The organism is Lacihabitans sp. CCS-44 (genome assembly GCF_024343735.1).
Lineage (GTDB): Bacteria > Bacteroidota > Bacteroidia > Cytophagales > Spirosomataceae > Leadbetterella.
This window is the reverse complement of sequence record NZ_RJUE01000054.1, coordinates 45,354-67,327: the sequence shown is the minus strand read 5'-3', so window position 1 is coordinate 67,327 and position 21,974 is coordinate 45,354. Positions and strand designations below refer to the sequence as shown.

The 21,974-nt window shown below is 37.1% G+C and carries 14 protein-coding genes; all 14 read right to left on the bottom strand.

The genetic code is table 11. The features are described from left to right. Nucleotides 1-22: 22 nt before the first annotated feature. Genes EGI26_RS09690 through EGI26_RS09625 form a run of 14 tightly spaced genes read right to left on the bottom strand, consistent with a single transcriptional unit; the run spans nt 23 to nt 21,858 of the window. Nucleotides 23-898 carry a hypothetical protein gene (locus tag EGI26_RS09690; RefSeq protein WP_255077933.1) on the bottom strand — a complete coding sequence of 292 codons (876 nt, stop codon included), beginning with the start codon at nt 896-898 and terminating at the stop codon, nt 23-25. Between the two features lie 13 nt (nt 899-911). Beyond that, a complete protein-coding gene (locus tag EGI26_RS09685) occupies nt 912-2,669 on the bottom strand; it encodes a hypothetical protein (RefSeq protein ID WP_255077932.1) in 1,758 nt (585 codons plus the stop codon). 25 nt (nt 2,670-2,694) lie between these two features. Further along, nucleotides 2,695-4,098, bottom strand: coding sequence for a hypothetical protein (locus tag EGI26_RS09680; protein ID WP_255077931.1), 1,404 nt, complete (start codon nt 4,096-4,098; stop codon nt 2,695-2,697). Continuing rightward, complete coding sequence (locus tag EGI26_RS09675; protein ID WP_255077930.1) at nt 4,095-5,831, bottom strand: hypothetical protein; 1,737 nt, start codon at nt 5,829-5,831, stop codon at nt 4,095-4,097. Before EGI26_RS09675 ends, EGI26_RS09680 begins: the two co-directional genes overlap by 4 nt. An 11-nt stretch (nt 5,832-5,842) precedes the next feature. Continuing rightward, complete coding sequence (locus tag EGI26_RS09670) at nt 5,843-7,255, bottom strand: hypothetical protein (RefSeq protein ID WP_255077929.1); 1,413 nt, start codon at nt 7,253-7,255, stop codon at nt 5,843-5,845. Continuing rightward, nucleotides 7,252-9,624, bottom strand: coding sequence for a hypothetical protein (locus EGI26_RS09665; RefSeq protein WP_255077928.1), 2,373 nt, complete (start codon nt 9,622-9,624; stop codon nt 7,252-7,254). Before EGI26_RS09665 ends, EGI26_RS09670 begins: the two co-directional genes overlap by 4 nt. 12 nt (nt 9,625-9,636) lie before the next feature. Further along, nucleotides 9,637-11,181, bottom strand: coding sequence for a hypothetical protein (locus tag EGI26_RS09660; protein ID WP_255077927.1), 1,545 nt, complete (start codon nt 11,179-11,181; stop codon nt 9,637-9,639). 9 nt (nt 11,182-11,190) lie between these two features. Continuing rightward, nucleotides 11,191-13,134: a hypothetical protein gene (locus EGI26_RS09655; RefSeq protein ID WP_255077926.1), complete on the bottom strand. Its 1,944-nt coding sequence runs from the start codon at nt 13,132-13,134 to the stop codon at nt 11,191-11,193. Nucleotides 13,135-13,160: 26 nt separating this feature from the next. Further along, nucleotides 13,161-14,909 (bottom strand): hypothetical protein, encoded by a 1,749-nt coding sequence (locus EGI26_RS09650; RefSeq protein WP_255077925.1) that lies wholly within the window; start codon nt 14,907-14,909, stop codon nt 13,161-13,163. A gap of 5 nt (nt 14,910-14,914) precedes the next feature. Further along, nucleotides 14,915-16,861: a hypothetical protein gene (locus EGI26_RS09645; RefSeq protein ID WP_255077924.1), complete on the bottom strand. Its 1,947-nt coding sequence runs from the start codon at nt 16,859-16,861 to the stop codon at nt 14,915-14,917. A gap of 31 nt (nt 16,862-16,892) precedes the next feature. Then, nucleotides 16,893-17,582: a hypothetical protein gene (locus EGI26_RS09640; RefSeq protein ID WP_255077922.1), complete on the bottom strand. Its 690-nt coding sequence runs from the start codon at nt 17,580-17,582 to the stop codon at nt 16,893-16,895. Beyond that, complete coding sequence (locus EGI26_RS09635) at nt 17,579-18,259, bottom strand: hypothetical protein (protein ID WP_255077921.1); 681 nt, start codon at nt 18,257-18,259, stop codon at nt 17,579-17,581. The genes EGI26_RS09640 and EGI26_RS09635 overlap by 4 nt, the downstream gene beginning before the upstream one ends. Nucleotides 18,260-18,288: 29 nt before the next feature. Further along, nucleotides 18,289-20,010 carry a hypothetical protein gene (locus tag EGI26_RS09630; protein ID WP_255077920.1) on the bottom strand — a complete coding sequence of 574 codons (1,722 nt, stop codon included), beginning with the start codon at nt 20,008-20,010 and terminating at the stop codon, nt 18,289-18,291. Nucleotides 20,011-20,043: 33 nt separating this feature from the next. Beyond that, nucleotides 20,044-21,858 carry a hypothetical protein gene (locus EGI26_RS09625; protein ID WP_255077918.1) on the bottom strand — a complete coding sequence of 605 codons (1,815 nt, stop codon included), beginning with the start codon at nt 21,856-21,858 and terminating at the stop codon, nt 20,044-20,046. Nucleotides 21,859-21,974: the final 116 nt, after the last annotated feature.

Here is a 21,974-nt window from a genome sequence, read left to right as displayed (position 1 = left end):
TGCAATCACAGCATTTCGTAAGTTATTTATTTCCATACTTTTGCATCTCTTTCCGATAAGTGAAAGTCACCACTTCGCTTTTGCCTTGATTTTCAAAAAACAAATCTCGTCCTTTTGCTACCACCTGAAAAGCATAAACCTGCCCATCTTCAAGAGAAATATCACTCGGTTTGTACTGATAAAAATTCGTGGAAATATCCTCTTTAAACAGGATCACTCCAACCCGATAAGTCAAAGCGTTTTGTAAGGCTTCATAAGCGTTTTGTCCATTTTTTAGCTTAACCAAAACCATATCATAGGTTATTCTAGAATTCAAAATATTACCTATTGGTGTTGCCCAAGTAAAAACAGGAAATTGACCAATCACGGATCCTATATTGATTGGAGATAAAATTTGAGGTGGTTTTATATAAGAAATATTGATAGTAGAACAACCTAAAGGATCGGCTGGACTCAATGGATTTCCTTTAAAAAAATCTAATACTCTTACACAAAAACGATAGGTTCCTTGAGGCAAATATCCATTTACAAAGAGTTGTTTTTTTTGATTACTGTTCAAGCTGGTTTCTACATTTTTTGAAGCAAAAAAATCTAAATTTTGATTGTTGGCCAGTAGAACATTGTTGCCAGGCTGCAAGACTATAGGAACCTGTGGATTGTAATTATCAAACGTTTTCCATACCAAGCCATTATTGCCTTCAATGCTGCCTATTAATTTAATATTAATGGCCGATCGTGAACTGTTTGTCAGCAAAACAAATGGTTTATTATAATATCTTTCAATATATGGACTTGGGCTCAAACCCAATAAAGGGGTGACATTCACCGAAAAGTTGGATTGGGAACTAAGCCGTAATCCACTAAATATCAAAACAATAAACAATAATATCTTTTTCATTTGAAAATTTAATTTATAAATCTACTTCATAACCCACAGAGGTTCGAACTTCCGAAAACGGCTTTAAGTCTGATGTTGGAGCATCAACAGCATTATTGAGCAGTGAAGCTCTAAACCAAATCTTATGACCCTGAACAACAGCATAATTAAGGTTCAATCCAAACTGATGTGTATTACCAAAATTCCCATCACCATATTTATTAAAAAACAAAGAATAAGATCCACCAGCAGAGGCTTTATTTTTAAGAAAATTTTGCGAATAACCTGCATTCAATCCTGTATTACTTTGTGTCTTTTTGTCAATATCTGATAGATTTACTCTCCAGAGACCAGCGTCAATGGTCGAGGCTTTTTTCAACAAAGTGAGGTTGTAGCCAAGATTGAGTGTGTAAATATTAAACAAAGATGGTGTCTTCACGCTTTCAAAAACAATGTCATTCTGAATGTTATTGTACATTGCAGTGAGTGTAATGAGATTAAAAACCTTTGGTGTATCAAAAGTCAATCGCGAAACCATAGAAACATTGTGTAAATTACTTGTGCTTCCATATTGGTCACGGGTAAATCCCTTGGCATTTTGGTTACTGAGGGTTCCGGTATATTGAATAAAAGTGCCGAATTTTTGGCTTGGGAAAAACAAGATTTCAGCAAGACCCAACAATGTTTTCCCAGTGTAAAAGTTATTCTTGCTTATATTATTTTGCTCATAATCGAGTGATGAATTCATAACCAACTTGCCTTTCATTTTTTGAAGCGATGATGCAAAATTCAGCCTTCTTACATCGGTATCATAGAAATTATTATAGCTTCCTAGCGATTTGTAATTGGGAGAAATCTCCCGATATTTTAATTTGAAACTAAATGTGCTATCCCAATAACTTATAGCTGACTCAGCACCATAACTCAACTGCGAACTCGAGTTTACATTCATAAAATTTGACAACAAACTCCTTTGAAGCCTGTTTATCAATGGGTTTGAAACCTCACTTACCTCAAAAGGCTCCGCATTCTGGTTTGCTGTGTACAAACTTGTGGCCATGTCAGTAATCCAAAACAGTCTTTTCCCCAGCCTAATGTTAAACTTCGACCCCACTACCAAATTTTCAGCCGGACTAATAACTTTTAATCCGTCTTCACCGATGCTAGTGATATCAGGAATAGAATTCAGCCTGTCTTTTCCTTTAAAAACAAGCAAATCGATGTAAGTACTATCTTTTATGACCCAGCCAAGTTTGGCGGCAAAACTATATCGGCCATAAGCTGGGAAAGGTGTTTCCACCAAAAAAGTACTTGGGTTGTCTGGAATAGAAAAATCCTCGGTCACTGAACGTTGCATACGGCCATAGATAAAGCCAACACGAAAGTGTTTGCCGGGATATAAGTCAAAGCCTAAACCCGATATTCTGTGGGCATTTAAGCTAAAAGGAGAATATGCAAGGTAGGTGTCGCCGACATAAAAACGTCCCCAAGTAAAAGTTGGGATGAAACCAATATAGTTATAAGGCTGTTGATTTTTTCGGCTCAAGGTCGAAACGAGAAAATTAATGGGCATATAAAAGCTTTTGTATTGAATCAGAGGCTGACCGGAAACCGTAAATTCAAAAGGGTTTTGGCGGTCTGATATTTTGAAACTTTTGTATTGATTCACTCCGACATTAATTTTCCCAGTAGTTATTTTTACTTTTTCCTTAACGGTCTTTATTGAATCCTCTTGAGCAAAAGAATTACACCAAAACAAAGAAAGAGCAATAAAAAGTAGTTTTGTTTTCATAGTGATTTTTTAAAATTTTCATGAGCTAAATACCTAGCATAGTAGGATTTATCAGCAAATACACTTCCGTTAATTCTCTCATTTCTGTTTCATAAATTTTCTCTTTTCCGTTGAGTAGAATTTTATAATTAATGGGTACTTTTTTGTCAGAAATTAAAGATATTTTTCTTTGAAATACTGAGGAGTTTTTAGTGAAATCTAAAGTGTTTTTTTGTTGCTTTTGCATAAATGAATAACTGACTTCTACTTCAATGGAGACCAATGAAGTATCTTGAAGCATTTCGGGGTTTATTTCAAACTCAAAGTCAGAAGTTTTGTATTTTATTGAATCTAAGGGTGTTGTGATATCAATCACCTCCACCCAATTGTCTTTTGAGACCCATTCAAAAGCCACTTTTTCACCATCCTTTTTGTATTCTGTTATTTTATACCTAAGCGGTTTGGTCAGTTTTACAGCATAAGGAAAACTTGCCGATATGGTATTTATGCTTGGTTGAGAACTCAAAAACTTAATACTTGGAAGACTTACAGGGTTGTTATTCAGCCCAGTAGCTTCGATTTCTAAAATCTTCACGGCCAAATCTGGCCGAAGTTGATTTGTAAAATCATAACATCGGGCCTCCAAAACGGAATAGGCCGGCGGGATATTCTCATTGATATCAATTTTCCTGATAAGATTCCATTTCTGCGTGTCTACATTGATAGAAAAAGCATCAGCTCTCATCGGAAGACTCGTAACCAATGAGTCTACTTTAATTATTTCAACCACTTCTGATTGGACACTCTGAAAAACCTGACGAGGATTTATAACTTTTTTTACCACTTTTGTTCCCTTTATGACTTCAGAAATAATGGCGTAGTTGAAACTCAAAAACAGTTTTCCATCTTGCATCAAGCTACTCACCAATTCTGCCTCTTGGTTTTCAAGATGAATGGAGTAAGTTCTTTCTTTCCAAAACCCAAATGTATTTTCGTCGTTGCTAGAAGCCGTAAAAGAACCAATTCTGCCTAGTTTCTGAGTAGTTTTTTGAGCTGTTGCAGCTGGCATCAGTACGGTGGTTTCAAGATTTTTTATGGGCATCATCAACAAGTTAACATGGTTTCCACCCAACTGATTCTTCAAGTTTTTAATGGCTTCCAAGTCCATACTTTCCATGGTTATACCAAACTGAAGTATGTTTCTAAATTTTTTTTCACCCACGTCCCCATAAACAGAACTACCTGTATATCTGCTACTTATCAAAGCAAGCCTAGGTTTTCCATCAGACTCTTTGATTAGTTGTAGCTTTGGTGGCATCAAATAATAGGTGTTTTCTTTTCTGAAATCTTGAAAAAAGATTATACCATTTACTGTCTTCTTCGAACTCAAATCTGGCTGAGCGAGTAAGCTTTTTGAAAGGAAAAAAAATATAAAAAACAATTGTTTCATTTCTTTATCAAATCAGTAACCGTTTTTTCACCAATTATCAAAAGCAAATCGTTGGTTTGAATCCAATCACTCTCCGTTTTTGAAGCATCTTTGTCTATTCTTATGAGTTTATACTGATAAGTAGGCTGATCATTGTTAAGAATAAATAGCTCTCCTCCATTGATTGCAGTATTATCTTCTTTGATGGTGACCATGGGCAATATCACTTCATTAGTACCTCTAGGATCGCCTTGAATAGATTTAAACAGTAACCTGAAAGAGTTTGCACCAGTGGAAGAAATTGGAGTAAGCACCTGAATTTCAATACGCTTTACCAATTTATTTGAAGTTCCTTTTAATAGTTTTTCTTGAATTCCAAGGTCACACTCCTCGCAAGTTTTGGTAGAGTAAGTAAACCAAACTTGCTGTGCATCCTGGCTCTGTATTTCTTTAGATTCTTTTGGCTCCTTTAATATGTCTTTTATGTTTAAAGAAGCACCGGGCTGCATTTTGGAGTATTTTGTTTCAAATTTCTTGACTTCATAATTTTTGCCTTTTTCATTTAAAACGTTTGCACTTTCAATCACAATAGGATACTCAAAACTGTTATTTACGATGCCTGAAAAAGTGTTTTCATCCTTTACAAACTGTAGAGTACCAAAGGTATCCTTATCGTTAAATTTGATTTTAAAAGGCACCGGAATCTGCTTAGCTCCATCTGTGTTGGGAGAGAAATATACGTTGCCCGGTATCTCTAGGTTGTTTGTAAGTAGATTTACCAAGTTATTTGCCGAGTTGGCATCCATTTTCCAAGAAACCGTAATTGGATCAAAAATATCAGTTGGGGCATGGGTCGAAATATCAGCTTCTGCTATGTTGTAATTGGTTTGGAGAAAGTTTTCAAACGATATTTTTGGAGTATTATTCAATGGCAAAGGAACCAATTGGATATCTTTTTTCAGCTCTTTCCTGAGTATTTTTTCAGCAATCAAAATATCTTGTTCGTCTATGTTGGGATACAACTGTGCCGTGGCAATAACTCTACCTTCACTGGCATCTGCTGTTTTATAAAACACATTAAAAGAATAATCTTTTTTGTCTGGTGAGTATTTGATCTGATAACTTTGAGGCAAATAATAAATAACTTTGGCGTCGGGATTTTTATCGTCAAATACTTCGTCAGAGATATTTATTTTATCGAAAAAAGGCTTCAGTTCTTTGTCCTTCAATAATAAACGAACATTCTTTTGAACGGCCACATTAGGCCCCAACGCTCCTTCAATTTTGACAGCCTTTTGTCTTGTAAATAAGCTCTTTACCAAATCATTGTTTATTAATTTATCTACTGCACTCGATACTTCTTCAAAATTTGGATTGAAACCTCCGCCTCCCGGACTAGTTTCAGGTGTTGGAGAACTGGGCGTGGTAACGGGATTTGTAGTAGTAACTGGGCTTGGAGTTTTTCCGCCTGTTACTGGTGGTTTTATTACTCCAGGAATTATTGTACCTGTTACCACAGGAGTCGTATTTTTAATAACTGGACCGGTAATTACCGCCTGATTGACGTTTGATACAGGTTTTACCGTTGGTGTCACCACCGGCTTTACTGTTGGCGTAGTGGTTGTTTTCACAACTGGACTTGTAGTGATAGGCACCGTAGTTTTAATGCTAGGACTCACGGGTAAGGTTGTTTTTACCTGAGCAAATGCTCCTGTAAAAAACAAGAAAAGGATTAGAAATTTAATGGTTTTCATGGCTATTTTGGTTAATTCAGATTGTCGAAAATATCTTTAGATTTTATATATAAATAACTTTCAATTAGTTCTTTAGATTCGGTTTTTAGTTTACCACCTTTTTTTAGAGAGACATAAAAGGCATACAACAAAGGATGATTTTTATCAAAAAGAATGTTAGTTAGTAATCTTTGGGAATCATCAAACTTTATCAATTTGGCAACAGTTTTCTCATTAAGAAAATAAGAAAATTCAGCTTCAATTGTAGCAACACTATCTCGTATAAAACCCTCATTTTCAAGCTCAAATTCCAAGCTCTTATTTTCATATTTGTTCAAATCTAGAGGCGTAGTGATATCAATTAATTCGGTAAATGAGGCCTTTTCAATCCATTGACCTTCCAATCGCTTGCCATCTGAAAGATATTCGGTAACTCGATATTTGAAAGGTTGATACATGCGAACAGCAAAAGGAAATTGAATCTGAATAGAAAAAACATCGGGTTTGTTTTTTGTAAATCGCTTTGCAGGCAATAAAACTGGCTTTCCATTTACTCCAACAGCTTGTATTTCTAGCGTTTTCATAAATAAATCAGGACGCAGATTGTCATAAAAATCATAACAACGAGCCTCTAACAGTGCGTAGGCAGGCGGAACTTCCTCATTGAGGTCGATTTTTTCGATCAAGTCTGGAAATTTTTCATGGTCCAATTCAATCTGTAAAATATCCGAAGAAACTACTTGGTATCTAATAGTGGTGTCTTTGACTATCTCCGCCGAAATTTCAATTGGCTTTATCCTCTTAGTTCCTGTAATATTTACTGTTCCATCCACTCCATTGACACAGTCGCCCCAAAATGCATAATTAAAGCTTAAAGCACATTTTTTATGCTCTATTTGGTCTATCAATAATTGAGCATCTTCATTACTGAGTCTAAAATTGAGGCTTCTCTCCGTCCAAAAGCTTTCAGAACTTCCTGTTTTCTCCTCAATTATTCCGCTTGATTTAGCAATTTCTTTCTCTTTATCGTTGAAAAAAGCTACCAAATTGTTCTCTATATTTTTGACAGGAAAAGATCGAAGTTGAATTCCATTCCCGCCTAAAGATTGTTTTACAGAATTCACAACTTCTGGCTTAGGGCTTTCCAATTGCACGGTAAACTGAACAAGATTCGTAAATCTTTTATCACCACTATTCCCAGTGGCAGATGTGCCAGTGTATCTCATCGATAAAAGTGAAAACTTCGGTTTGCCATTGGCTTCTTTTACCAATTTTATATGACCTGGAGCAAAATAGAATATCTTTTTATTCAGAAAATCTTGATAGATAGTTAAATCATTTATAACCTTTTTAGTACTCATATTGGGTTGTGCAGTAATCATCAAAGTATTGACCAAAGCAATCGCTAAGGCCAAATACTTTTTGATATTTATTTTTGTCTTCATGGATTGGCAAATTGTGAGAATAATTCTTTTATTTGAGCTTCGCCCAAAGTCAAAATCAAATTGTCATGGGTTATCCAGTCACTTTCTAACAGCGTCCCATCTTTCATTAAAACATAGATTTTGTAATCAAAAGCCGGGTCTTTGCCTTCTGTTACAAACAAATCACCACCCGAAATAGACTTTAAATCTTCTTTTATATCAATAGTTGGAAGTAACTGCTCACTTTTCCCATTTGGATCGCCCATCACAGACTTTATCTGTATTTTTATGGCCGATGCTTTTGTGAATTCTAAGGGATTCATCACTTCCAAAGCAATTTTTTGAATTTTGCTTGACGTAGTACCATTCAGAATCTTTTGTTGAATAGCCAAATTGCAGTCGGCACAATTGTCAACACTATAATCCACCCATATACTTTCAACCTCCTTTTTCCTGATAGAGTCTCGTTTGTCATTCACGAAATCCATAGGCTCTACCAAGGTGGCTTTACTCACTTTGATAATATCGAGCGGATTAACTCTAAAAACCTCATGTGGTGGTGATGAAATAGAGGTGATTTTTATCTGCTCGGTGCTAAAATTAGTACCGTTATCTTTTTTCTTTAATACCAAAAGATTCTTGAGCGTAATTGGGTAATCAAAATTATTTTTTGGTTCTTTCAACAAAATCAAACCGTCATCATATCGCATTTGTCCGAATGTCTGAGCTTCATTTACTTTCATGGAGGCTATCACCGAAATATTCTTTTCTACATCTCCCATGGGCGAAAAAGTGATGTTTCCGGATAGTCCCTGGTCATTCATCATAGCACCTATGAGGTCTTCCACCCGAGTATCCATCCTCCATGACATGATTATGGGTGAAAAAACATCAGAAGGAACGGTGATATTTATACTTTCATTTTTCACATCAAAATTTGAAAGGGCACTTCCGAAATTAACCTTTGGTGTGTCTTTTAGAAGCATGGTCAATGACCTCAATTTTACTTCTTTTCCATAAGTTTTGGCCAAGAGTTTTTCTGCCAAAATCACATCTTCCTCTCTGATATTTGGAAAAAGTTTGGCAGTAACTATCACTGAGCCACGACTTCCGTCTGCAGCAGAAAGGTAATACACGGAAAATGAATAATTTTTTAGTTCCGAATCCCATTTTAGAGAGTACTTGGCAGGTAAATAATAATAAATATTGGACTTGGGATTTTTGTCTTCGTACAATTCATCAAACAAATTAATCCTTGTCAATACTTGCCTGAAATTTTCACTCACTTCTGCACGCATTAAATGTGGAATTCCGCTCATTTTTGGCCCCAAAGGATCTAATGACTCGGGTGCTGGAGGAGGAATTTGAGAAGGTGTGGTAGAACCCGGCAACTCAAATTTTGGCCTAATTACCAATATGTTGGGATTGTTTTTGATGATATCATAGGTATTGACTTTTTTCACTACCGGCGAAGTTTTGGTGTCTGAGCCTGAACCCTCTTTAATGAATGCAACAATATTGAAATCGTTGTTGAGTTTCATTTCCTGCTGGTTTTCATTAAAAACCGTCCACCTGCCTCCGCTGTACCAAACTCCAACCGGATGGACATTGTAAGTACCTATCCACTTGTGTGTTGCAAAAACTATAGCATTTGGATTATTATTAGCCGCACTGTTGTCTATGGTCATCAAATGGGGAATTTTTCGGTTTGAGACTTCTGTCTTTTGCTGAGAAGCCATTGCTGTAACTTCTCCATATTTTCGAGCTACATCTCCTTTGAGTACCAAAACATTGAATTTTGTCCCCACTGGCATTGGACTAAAATTCTGATTGAAAATTGTCCACTTGCCATTGTTCCACCAAAGTCCAACTGGCGAGGTATTGTATTTTCCATAATTTTGCGAAACTATGGCGATGATGTCACCTTTTCCATTGGTTTGGGGATTGTCAATAGTAGTAACATGGCCAGCGATATTACTTGTCTGAGTTGTATGTGTAAATACATTTCCAGGTGCATTGTCAAAAGCCAAGATATTAAATTTGCAGCCCATAGGTATCGGTTGGCGATTTTGGTTAAAAACTGTCCAAGAAGAGCCATCATACCAAACTCCAATTTCGTTGGCATTGTAATTGCCAAATTTTTGCATGGCAAACACCACCGCATTTGGATTTCCGTTACATGAAACATTGTCTAGTTTTAGTATATGCCCTTTTGTATTAGCCTGACTGGCAGTTACTTCAAACACAGCTGGCACCTTCACAAAACTCACAACACTTGGTTTTAAAACCGTGGCAGTTTTGACGGTCTGCAAATCTCGCGACAGCACCCTTGTAGGGGGCTGTGCGAGAGAGCAAATACTTATGAAAAATAGGATTATTGTGTATTTCATGGCTGTTGAGATTTATCGTAAAATTCTTGAAGGGTCCTTACAATAGGTTACTAAAGCATTTGCTGCCTCATTGAGTAAAATTGGAGCATTGGCTTGCCTACAATCTGTATTATTACTTAAAAATGGACATAGTAACCTTTTAATTTCCGCCCTTTTTAGCATATATGACTCGAAAGCAAGTGGCTGTGCTAAAGTTGGAACACCACTTACTGAATAATTACTGATTACAAATTCCCTTCTTAAATCAGCGTCTGACATACCAAAATGAGCCAGCATATCATACAAGGCTAAAGGAAAAATACTTGAAACCAAAGATCCTGCGGTTGCTTCTGCCCTTCCAGTTGTTGAGTTTGCATAATTTTCCATTTCTTTTGCAAGCCACATAGCGGCTCTAACTGTATATCTATGCCTTTGATGATCAGATGGGTATGCCAACAATCTTGAAACAGAAAGAATTTTATTATACGAGGTATCTTTTTTTTCAAAGGCCTTTTTATAATAAATATTTAAAAAACCTTGAATCATAAATTCATTTGAATACATAAACTTTCCAGGTACATCAAGCCATTTATAAGACCTCAATTGATAATTAGCACCTGTCTGTATATGACTGCTTACTAAATTGATTGGATTCCATGGTGGTACACTAATTATTCTATCTCCATTAGCATTTCTTTCAGGAACCGTTACGGTGAAAACTTCATTGTGAGGGGCATTCCACATTTCTGAAGTTCCAGTTAAAAAAGAATGACTACCTAATAAAAATCTATTTCCATTATTCACTAAAAATGCTTCAAGAGTTGCCGCTGTGTTTGGCGAATGTTCCAAACCCCAAAAGGTAGCCAAGCCTTCATCTAACGGCGATTGCTCATCACCTTGTAGTTCTTCACCCCAGTGACCACTATCTCCTCCATATGCAATCGAAACGCATCCCCCATTGCCCCAACCGCAATTTGCTGAGGTAGTATCTTCGTTTTTCAGCATTTGGGTATGTGAAAATTCATGCAAAAGTGTAGCCTCCCATTCCTTAAAATCACCATGACTACTAATTGCGACCTCTCCAAAGGAAACTTTACCATAATGTTTGCTATTTGGTGTATAATACCATGTATTTGCACATGGCCAAGCCATTAAATTTCCATTTCTTGGACTAGGACAAAAATACCTACCAGCATCATTCGGTAAACCTCCAACATCGTTAATCATGAAAACATTTATAGATTCCAATTTATTAGGCTGAGCCAGTGTAAGTACTTTTTGAAGTTTTCTGTGAACCATTGAAGTATTTTTACTCAATGAGTCATATGTCTTTTTTATACCTGTAGATGCATTTGCTCTAAAAATTGCTAGGTTGCTAGGTTGTACAATAATAAACCTATAACCATTTACAACAGGAACATCGTTATTATGGGCATCTTTTACAGTAAACCCAAAAGTATTTCCAGCCCCAAAAGCAGTATTTATATTTGCTGTCGGAGCAGCATATATAAAATTTACAGTTTGCCCATAGGTTGATTGGGCAATTATAAAAATAAGGAAAATCAATATATTTCTCATGTTAATAAATTATAAAGTGTCTGCATAAATTAATGTACTATTTGATGTTTTTCGTCCAGAAGTTTTTGTTTTTCCATCAGATAAATACCAAACTATTTCAAACTCAAAATCTTGATTGTCTTTAGATTGAATACTTTCAATTTGACCTGAAAATTGATTGTTTCTTGTATTTAATCTTAAATCTTTTTGCTGAACTGTTTCACCATTTTTTATAAAAACTTTGACTTCGATTGATCTTACGTTTTCGGCCTTAATTACATCTGGATCGGCTTCTATATTGATTAACCTTCGTACAAACGGAGCAGACAATGGAATGGTGGATGTAGAATTTTTTTGCCAATCAGAACTAGATTTAAAGCCGCCAAAAAAGAACCAATCTGCTTTGTATTCATAATCCAGCCATTTAGATCTATTTTCATCCCCTTTCCATCCATAAATGAGTTTAAAATTATTGCCTTCAGCATTTAAATTTTTCCTATCGATTCTAAGTTCATCAGTAGAAATCTCACCCGAAGCATGTTTTTTTCTAAGTGTAACATTTACAGAATTAATATACTTATCAAAATCCCCTGAATTGGCACCATCCAAAAATGCCAACAATTCTCTCTGTTGATAAAATGGATCATCAATATTAACTTGCCTAAAACACTCTTGGCAATTGATTTGCCCAAAGTTTTCATCAAATCTCATTACTAAATTATCTGAGTTAAATTTGTTTAGGTCTATTCTAAATATCCCTTGTTGATGAATTTTTTTTAGTTCATATGAAAATGCAACCGCCAATGAAGGTTGTGGAACTTGGCTCTGCTCTATCAGATTTCTTCTTCTATTATAAACATCTTCCAGTTGAGTCATTTGATCATTTGGCACTCTCCGCATACCACTAGGCAAACCCGGAGTCTCTGGTGTAGGTGGTGGTGCAGGTGTAGTACTCGGATTAGTGGCAGGATTAACTAATCTTTCAGAATTCCTTAGCTCTTCAGTAGCTTCGGTTCTTCTTCTTTCATTTTCTTGCCGAGTTTCTGTCCGAGCGGTATTTAACATTGTAGTTGCTCTATCCAATAGGCTTGGTTGTCCGCCTGTACCTGTCAATTGATTTAGACTAGGTGTACCAGACCCTCCAGCAGGATCAAACATCATATTTGTAAGTTTGGTATAGGCTGCTTCAACTGCTCTCTCAATATTGGCATCAGTTCCGACTTGAGTTACTTTTATTGCACCAGTTTTCACAAGATCATCAAAAGTTTGATTTATTTCTGCTGCCAAAACAGGACTTGCGACTGCAGCTTGGATGTTTTGATGTGAATAAATTTGATCAAAATTCGCCTCAATAGTTGCTCCAATTGGAGACCTAAATCCAGTAACTTCCATTTCAAACGAAATACTCATATCAGGTGTTGGGGTTCTAAAAGACTCCCATAGTATTTTTGCACCTTGCTTAGTTAACAACACAGAAATAGCAGCTTTCTCATTGTCTAATATTGGAGCTTTGCCTAACCCAATTACTTTTTTTGTAAACCCACTAGTTGGGTCAGTAAAAGAGGAAATTAAAGCAATTGTTCCGCCTTTATATACAATTGGTCCCTGAATAATAGCATTAGATTTTAAACGCCTCAACTCCTGCCTTGCTTTTGATAGCATTTCATCTGGAACTTTTAATTCGATGACAGCATGTACTATTCCTCCACCTTCACCTTCTCGAGACTCATTTTGGCTTCTGACATTTTCCACATATCTTAAAAAGGAAAATTGTGGTTTCCCATCTGCGTGTTTTCCAATTCTTACTTTATCAGGAAGATAATAATAAACAGTCTCATTATTTAATTCCGGAAATAAAGTTAAATCACCAGCTCTTAAGGGTTTATCAAGAAGAATCTGCTGCCCAAATCCAATTTTGACAGAAATCAGTATTCCTATCAACAAGAAGACTTTTACATTTTTTTTAGTTTTCATGTCTATTTTATTTAAAATTCAAATAATTATTGAGGCAACTCATCCACATAAAGCGTGGTGTCTGACGATTTTTTCCTGCCACTGGTCATGGCTCTATTGCCAGATAGTCGCCAATTTATTTCATAATCGTAAGTATAATTTCCGTTTTTGAGCATAAACTCAGCCTTTTGAGCGAGTACTTTGTCCGTACTTTTTATAGTAACTTGTTCCATTTTTTCGCCATCGCCGTAGTCATAATAAATCTTAATGTTTATTAAGCGAATTTGATTTTCTTTTACCAAATCAGGACTAGCTTCAAAATCGATTTTTACAGGATGAAAAGGCGGAGCAAGGTTTACACCAATCTGGTCAGAGGTTTTCCAGTCGGTTTCAATTTTATGATCACCAAAAAAACTCCAAGTCGTTTTATAATCATACTTTAGCCAATCGGCTCTGTTGTTATCTAGGGCGTCTTTCCACCCATAAAGCAGACGATAGACATTACCTGCATTGAATTCTTTTGGACCAACTCTTACCTCCTGAATGGTTGCATCACCATTAGATCCATGCATTTTTTTCATCGATATGGTGGCGAAATTTATGTATTTAGCAAACTGGTCAGAGTTTAAACCATCCACAGAAACCAACACTTCCCTCTGCTGAAAAAACGGATCATCGAGATTTACTTGGCGATAACAAGAGGTGCATTTTACTGCATCGCTACCCACATTCTCATCGAATCGGAAGGATACTTCTTCGCTCATACTTTTGTTGAGATCAATGACAAATTTTCCTCTTTTGCGTTCTTTTTTAAATTGGAAACCAACCACAAGTTTTGTAGATGCAGCTACGGTGGCGGCCGTTCCGACTCCCCCAGTGGCTGCCCCAGATGCCAAGCCGATGATTTGTGCCAAGCCACCCAAGGGATCTGCTTGTTGCTGAGGTGCTTGTTCATTGGTATTTACTGGCTCAAACATCATAGCAGAAAGCTTGTTGAAAGCTATTTCTAAAAGTTCTTCTTGAGATTTATCCGACCCAATGTTATTGACTTTTATAGCTCCGGATTGTACCAAATCACTGAAGGCGGCTTTTATACCAATGTCAACATTTCTACCTTCTAGACCAGCTTTGAACATAGAATGCTCGTATATCTGATCAAAATCTGCCACAATATTTGCTTTTATAGGTGAGCGATAACCGCTAACATCCATCACAAAAGAAAAACTCAAGTCAGGCGTAGCAGTTTTGAAGGATTCCCACAAAACCTTTGAGCCCAACTTGTTGAGGTGAATTGAAATAGCAGCTTTTGTACCTTCAATTACTGGAGCTTTGCCCACTCCAACTACTTTTTTGGTAAATTCGCCTTTTTCGTCAGCCGCCGAAGAAACTATAGCCAATGTGCCTCCTTTGTAAATCAGTGGCCCTCTAATAACAGCACTATCCATTCCGTTGCCTTTCCGTTTTATATCTCTCTGGGCAGCTTTTAACATGTCTTCGGTCACATCAAACTGCACCAAAGCATGAATTATACCACCGCCGTCTCCCTCACCTCGGGTTTCTTCTTCGGCACCAGTTTTTACATTCTGCACATATCGCATAAAAGAAAACTGAGGCTTCCCGTCAGCCTGTTTACCCAAACTTATCTTGTTGGGCAAATAATAATAAACTGTAGGCTCATAAACATCAGGAAATAATATCAAGCCGCCAGCCTCCACAGGTTTATCCAAAAGTATGTTTTGGGAAAACCCTAGGCAGGAAATAACCTGAAGTATTGAAATAAAAAATAGCTTTTTCATAAGTCTTATTTTTTAATAATTCCGAGTACATCCTTAAACTTATCGAGAATGGTTCCGCCGACACTGTCAGGCTTGAGTATGGTTTGTCCCGCCTCTATGGCTTTTGAGAATATCTCAGAAGTGACGTCTCTAAACTCTTCAGGAATAACCGCATACACATAATCTGAGGTCTCTGGTTTCCAATCAAGTGCCAGTTTGCCTTTATCTTTGTGATCAAAAACTAATCTGTAGGCGTATCCTTTGGTATCTCTGTCAAGGAAAATGATGTCCTTGGCCAATGGATTGCCAGTGGCTGTACTCAAGGGAATATTTGTTTCTGTCTCTTTGCCAAATTTCATGTATCGCAATTGCAGCGTAGCTCTTACTATTCCGTTTAATTTCAGCTCTTCAGGACTAGCTTCAAATTCCACAGTGCGAGGTTTTACAGGAGGAGCTAAGTTGACCCCGTCCCACTGGCCTTTTACCCAAGGAGCGTCAGCAGGGAAGTTATTTCCGCCTTTAAGACTCCACATTGCTTGATATTCGTAGCTATCTGGATTATTATCTTCTCCACGGGCGTAAGTCATTGTAGCTTTTACTCCTTTCTTTTTAAGGTATTCTCTATCAATCGTTACCCTGTCAGAGAAGGCATTTCCTGAATTTCGCTTTTTTCTAACATTTACTGTTACAAAATTCACTTCCTTTCCAAACATCTCTTCTGCTTCTAAATCAAGAATAAAGTTGATGTCGCGGTGCTGAAAAAAAGGATCGTTGAGATTTACAGAGGACACACATTTGGGATTGTCTTTTACACCATCGTACCAGGAGGCAAGGTTTTCGGTTATCGTAATATCCTCAGTCACTGGTATTCTGACTTTCAGGTTATAAGTCTCATTTTTGGTGGCTATACGTTTTTCATATTTTGTTTTTGTGATATGATACTCGTACAAATCGGAAGGTGGATTATACCTACCATCGGCAGGTGGAGCTGCGGCTGGTTGAGGAGCAGCCATTTGTTTTTCCGAAATAGAAGACATAAAATAATCCATAAAAGTGGCTGTAATTTTCTGCACATTCGGGTCATCGGGTTTTAGGTTATCAATCTCAATAGTAACAGCCTTGCTCTCTGTCATTTTGCTGAACAAACTATCCCTTTCTGTATCCGTTATGATGTCGTCCTGCAAACTATTTTTGTAAGGCATTGTGTCATCATCTTTGTCTTTATGTGTATAGTCTCTTTTATATTCTTGATACATTTCGTCTACTTTGCTCCAGTTTACTACTATTCGTCCGTTGACGGCAGGAGTTAGAATATCATATCGGAATCTCAAATCGAGCGAAACATCTGTAATGGAACGATTTTTTTCAAAAGTTGCCGCCAATAATTGTGCTCCGTTTTTCTCCAAACGTGAGGCCACAGCTATTTTAGAGCCTGGCAAAAGAGGTGCTCTACCAGATGTTACAATACTGGGTGTAAAGCCTTTATCTCCCAAAACAGCTGAAATAATCCTGAATGATTCTGGTGTATCTGACCTTAAAGATGCTGGCCCCATCAGCTTTGGATTGGTAACCATTTTGAAAGGTGTGCCTGGCGTTTTTGCTAAATCTTTGACCTTCGCTACTAGTTTCGTTTCGGCCTCTTTCATTTGTGTGTCTGATAAACCCCATTCCATAAGAAAGTGCATCAAGGCTCCTTGAACTCCGCCAGCATCGGCTCTTTGTTCAGTGGTATATTTCAAAAACAAAAATTCAGGGGTACCATCGTCACGTTTTGAAAGCCGTAGATTGGTTGGCAAATAATAGTATTCTCCTGTAAAGCCATTATCGAGTGATTTGGCTCGGCCGTACATGACCACTTGTGTTCCATCGTCCAAGGCCACGGCCACTTTATTTTGAGAGTCCAATACTTGGGCATTTACAAAAGAAATACTCATCAAAAGCATGAGAATTAATTTTAAAATTGAGTTTTTCATGGTCATATTTAATTAAAATTTAAAATTCGATTTATGTTCTTCTAAAAAATCCTTCGATTACACGTTCTCTCATAAAACTTCCCTTCACCAATCTCCCAGCGTCTTTTTCTATTTCTACTCCTGACTTTTTGACTAAAGTTCTGTACAATTTATTGGGAGTGTTGGAGCGTTTTGTGAGTATCAATTCCTTGGCCGTAATATCCCAATCCGTCAAATAGTTAATGCATTGGAGGCAAAAATCTGTACAATTGTGGGTTCGGGTGTTGAAAGGTATTCCTTCGTCTATCAGTTGTTTGATATACTCTTTCAAAAAAAAATCTTGCGTCGGAGATGTTTTTATTTTTAAAATACCGTCTGCCAAATATCCATTTCTATGAGGTAAGCCTTTGTTTATCAAAGACTCAACAGTAATTGTTGGCTCTGAGCTGCTACCTGGCAGTAGATTATATTCTGCCGGTAAGGTTTGTAAAAGCGTAGATTTACTATCACTCTTAGGCCAAAGATCAAAATAAGTAAGGGTAAACACTTTTGTAGTATCATACCTATTTACCACTTGATTATCCATTTCTTTTTCATAGTTCAATATTTGATAATTGTCTATGGCAATCCCTGCGTGACCTGTTTTGCCATTGTGTGTTGCAAAAATCACTACATACACATCTGCGTAAGTACTTGAACTCACCAACAAGCACATTATCAATATTTTAATATTTATTTTCATAAAACACATTGAGGAAATTTACCGACATAAGAAAACAAATCACTCAATTTCAATGAGATATCCCATGGTTTTTCACCAGCCATAGATTCGTAAGTGAAATGAAAAACCAGCGAAATATCACTGACTGTTTGTGGCGATTTTATGGCTTTTCTGACCATCTTGGCTTGTTCGCCGTTTAATCGAAAAGAAACGGCCATTTTACCACCAGCAAAACTTGGAACTTTAGGAATATTTGAAATTGTACCTTTTAAAATCTTGGCGATTGGCTTTTCTGTGGTAATCTCAAAATCTGTTGGCTTGACCATTAAGGACCCCATGAAAGTCGCTAAACTGTCAGATTGGGTTTTAAATAAAGAATCTAGCAAGGTTTCTTGCTCCGAATCCAACCCCCATGTCAACAGAAAATGCAATAGTCCTCCCTCAATTTCTGATAATGAGTCTTTTCTGTATGCTATAAAGGAAAACTCTGGAGCTGCGTTTTTTTCGGCAACTCTCATATTTACAGGCAAATAATAATATGGATGAAAATCGGAATTGTCAGAATAAGTGGGAAAAGCGTAAATTTTCAAGCCACCCATCTCTTCAATAATTGGACTGGTGCTTCGCACTACTTGGCTATTAGCCGAGGCAAAAGGCATAAAGACCAAGAAAAGGCTTAAAATTTTTATAGTTTTCATGATTTCGAGATACTTTCTCAATTTAATTTTCAATTGGGCATTTCGTCCAAAAATATCAATCCGTATTTGTCTTTGCCTTTCACATTCTTCTGGCTTCCGTCGTTTCCAAACCAGGTAATGCTATAGTCAACCTCCTCCACATTGTTTGGCAACGTGATTTCAAACTTCTTGTCAATCAATGATTCTGAGGTTTTTAGCGTAACTCTTTGCTGTTTTTTTTGTCCAAAAAATGGGTATTCTATTTGAACCGAAATGGCACGAATATTTTTGGCATTTATAGCCTTTGCATCGCCCTCCAACATGATGGTTTTTCGAATGAAAGGCGTATACAGATTTATCATCGCTGAAGACTCCGTTTTCCAGTCCATCTCAAGATTTCCACCACCTTGAAACTGCCAAATGGTTTTGTATTTATACTTCAGCCATTCCACTCTGTTGGTATCCTTTTGAAATCCGTACACCATCGCCAAAGGCTTCTTTGATACTTTCAGACTGTCTTGAGATTTCTTCGTAATTATCACACTATGAAGCGTTTCTCTACCATCTTGGTGTTTTTTATCTAAAATAACTGTTACAGAATTTACCATTTTTGTAAACTCCTTTTCCAAATCTCCATCAACGCCTACCAGCACTTCTCGTTGTTGAAACGTGGGGTCATACATCGGAATATCCTTAAAATACTTTTCGTCTTTACCGTATTCGTTGTATAGATTTCCAATATTAAAAGTCACAAAATGTGTGCGATTCACTGTACTTCTGCCTTTGAAATACAGATTGGTTTTGCCTTCACTTTGTAAGTCCTTCATCTGAAAGCCCACATTTAGCCCAAAACCAAGGGTATTTTTACTTCCAAGAATTCCATTTGGACCCAACAAAGCATCCATCAATCCACCTTGCTGGTCAGGTGGAACTGTTTCTGGCTTCACGGGCTTAAACATCAGCGTAAGTAACTTATCATAAACCGTTTGTACCAAAGCCTCCATTTGTTGATCGCTTCCATTTGATTTGAGTTTTATAGCTCCGTCTCTTTTCAACTTATCAAATCCCAACTCCACATCGGCACTTACAATGTAAACCGAACCACTCGCTTTAAACGCCTCACTTTTCTTCACCTCCGACCAATCAACGGTCATTTCAGCATCGTAGGAATCTGTCAAACCTGAAAATCCCAGCTCAAAAACCAAGGAAACGTCAGGTGTTGCCATTTTAAAACTCTCGAGCAGCAATTTTGAAGCCTCAGGCTTTAGGTCAAAAGTGAGAGCAATTCTACTTCCTTCTAATACGGGAGCTTCGCCAGTTGTTAAAACCTTTCTTGTAGGTTTGGAGGTATCCGATTTTATGATTGATGATATCAAAGTATACCTGCCTTTATCAAAAACCAAAGGTCCTTTTATGGTAATATCTTCACTTTTCAGTCGCTCTCTGAGAATTCCTTGAGCAGTTTTTACCAAGTTTTCTGGTGTGTCATATTGTACCAAAAAATTCAATATTCCACCTCCGTCAGCATCTGAAACAGCATTGTTGCCACTTTTGGGCTTGTTTATTACATATCTTAAAAACGAAAATTGAGGATTTTTGCTTTCATCTAAAGAGAGGTGAGCGTTGGTAGGCAAATACAAATAAGAAAGTGAATCGCTTATTAAAGGAAAACACCATAATCCGCCGACCCGAACGCCCCTATCCACCAATATTTGTTGGGCAAAATTGGCCATAGGAATAAATAAGAATAGCAAAACAACTTTGATTCTCATGTGTTTTAAATAATTGAAATACAGAATTTTAAACTATTGTGCAGGAGGCACTAGTAGCAAATAATTGTCGGTCAGTTCATGTACATCGCCTCTTAATTCCTTTCCTTTTTTGTCGTACCAAGTTATTTGGTAGCCCACCGTTTGATTTGGATCATGATATAGCGTGACTTTTTGAGTACTTTGGGCATCGTTGCCTCTGAGAATTACATTTTTTTGGTTTTGAGGTTTGCCAGCCAAAAGGACCACGAATCTTACAGTAGCCGAGCTAATGTTTCCATCTTTAAAAAGAGCTCTATCTGCATCAATTTCTATTTGTCTTTTCGAAAACGGCGGAATTAATGAAATGGCAGAGGCTTTGCTTTTGTTCCAGTCATTATCACTTTTGGGCTCTTTTATATTGAGGTTACTGCCTTTTAAGCTCCAACTCACACGGTACTCATAATTAAGCCAATCGGAACTTACTGACCCAGCTCTTGCATACAATACAGACTGCATATCAGTACCTTTCTCTATATCACCCCTTTTAAAAACCAAGTCTTTGGTGGCATCGGGCAGCCCTTCGCCATATAACTTCCTAAAACTCACGGTAACAAAATTAAAGATGTCTTTAAAAGACTCCACAAACTCACCATCTACTTGAAAATGAACATCTCTTTTTTGAAAATCAGGATCATCCAAGTTTACTGTTCTAAAATACTTTTCTTCGTTAACTTGGAGAGAATCATAAACGGCACTTAAATTTCCTGAAGTAAAAAACGGAACTTTTATGGCTGTAGATTGACTAAGATTCAAATAAAACTTATTGGTTCTTATGTCTTCTCTTTTCTTCAAAACATACTGATGATCAGTATAGTAGGGTGTATCTTGAGCTCCACCGAAAGTTTGGCTAAACCATCCTCTTTCCTGACGACCCAATAACTGGCCTTGCTCAACTCCGCTCTCCCTATTGGGTTCTTTAGACCAGCCATTTTGAGAATCAAACATGAGTTCAATTAACTTGTCTGTAATCATTTCCAAAATACCTGCCATAGCCTTAGAATCAACTCCCAAGGCTGAGGATCTGTCAAAAACATCGATTTTCAACACTTGGTCACGCAGCATATTGTCAGATATTTTTCTCATTTGATCTCTCGTAAATCCTTCTTGCTCGTTTTGAATACGACTGTAATGATTGTAAATTATAGACGTTTCGGCGGTAATTGTGGCATTGTAGGCTTGTGCCGCAGCCTCATAGTAACCACTCAATGTAACAGAAACGTCTGAAGTGTTTCCTCTAAGAGATTCAAATAGTAAAGTTGCTCCCTCTTGTGAGAGTTTGGCGGAAATCGCCGCTTTAGAACCCGGGAGAACCGGTGCATGACCCGAAGTGATAACATTTTTTGTAAAAGCGTCTTTTCCAGTGGTATTTGTCAAAATGGATGAAACTATTTTGAAAGCTCCCGGAGCAGCTTCGCCGTCTTTCATGGTTTGTTGTAGTGGAACTGGACCAGCAATTCTTGCTTTTGGGTTACCAGTTTTTTCTTTGAGGTCTTTTTCGAGCGATTCTATCAAAGAGCCAGGGAGCGTAAACTCCACCAAAGCATGAAATATTCCCCCATTGGTTTCTGTTCCGCCTTGTCCGATGTACTTCATACATAAAAACTCAAAACTTCCGTCTTCTTTCCTAGACAATCTTGGATATTGGGGTAGGTAGAAATAATTATTGGGATCTTCCCTTTCTTGCAGAAACTGTACTCCTTTTACCATTACCATCCCTTCGTTGTATTTTGGTATGGCTGAGGCATTTCTTGCAAAACAAAAAATGTAGAATACTCCAAGGTAAATCGCTAGTTTTTTAAATGAATTCATGGCTTTATCGAAATAATTTTCGATTCAAAAGTGACCAATGATTTGAACTTAAACAATTTTATCAAAGACTAATTTGGGTGTTTTTTATTTTGCGGTAAGGCATTAGGTATTAATAC

Bases quoted from the DNA above. Each gene is read 5' to 3' on its own strand.
- EGI26_RS09685 (WP_255077932.1), bottom strand. From the start codon at position 2,669: ATGAAAACAAAACTACTTTTTATTGCTCTTTCTTTGTTTTGGTGTAAT.
- EGI26_RS09665 (WP_255077928.1), bottom strand. From the start codon at position 9,624: ATGAAATACACAATAATCCTATTTTTCATAAGTATTTGCTCTCTCGCA.
- EGI26_RS09625 (WP_255077918.1), bottom strand. From the start codon at position 21,858: ATGAATTCATTTAAAAAACTAGCGATTTACCTTGGAGTATTCTACATT.
- EGI26_RS09670 (WP_255077929.1), bottom strand. From the start codon at position 7,255: ATGAAGACAAAAATAAATATCAAAAAGTATTTGGCCTTAGCGATTGCT.
- EGI26_RS09680 (WP_255077931.1), bottom strand. From the start codon at position 4,098: ATGAAACAATTGTTTTTTATATTTTTTTTCCTTTCAAAAAGCTTACTC.
- EGI26_RS09645 (WP_255077924.1), bottom strand. From the start codon at position 16,861: ATGAAAAACTCAATTTTAAAATTAATTCTCATGCTTTTGATGAGTATT.
- EGI26_RS09650 (WP_255077925.1), bottom strand. From the start codon at position 14,909: ATGAAAAAGCTATTTTTTATTTCAATACTTCAGGTTATTTCCTGCCTA.
- EGI26_RS09655 (WP_255077926.1), bottom strand. From the start codon at position 13,134: ATGAAAACTAAAAAAAATGTAAAAGTCTTCTTGTTGATAGGAATACTG.
- EGI26_RS09640 (WP_255077922.1), bottom strand. From the start codon at position 17,582: ATGAAAATAAATATTAAAATATTGATAATGTGCTTGTTGGTGAGTTCA.
- EGI26_RS09675 (WP_255077930.1), bottom strand. From the start codon at position 5,831: ATGAAAACCATTAAATTTCTAATCCTTTTCTTGTTTTTTACAGGAGCA.
- EGI26_RS09630 (WP_255077920.1), bottom strand. From the start codon at position 20,010: ATGAGAATCAAAGTTGTTTTGCTATTCTTATTTATTCCTATGGCCAAT.
- EGI26_RS09690 (WP_255077933.1), bottom strand. From the start codon at position 898: ATGAAAAAGATATTATTGTTTATTGTTTTGATATTTAGTGGATTACGG.
- EGI26_RS09635 (WP_255077921.1), bottom strand. From the start codon at position 18,259: ATGAAAACTATAAAAATTTTAAGCCTTTTCTTGGTCTTTATGCCTTTT.
- EGI26_RS09660 (WP_255077927.1), bottom strand. From the start codon at position 11,181: ATGAGAAATATATTGATTTTCCTTATTTTTATAATTGCCCAATCAACC.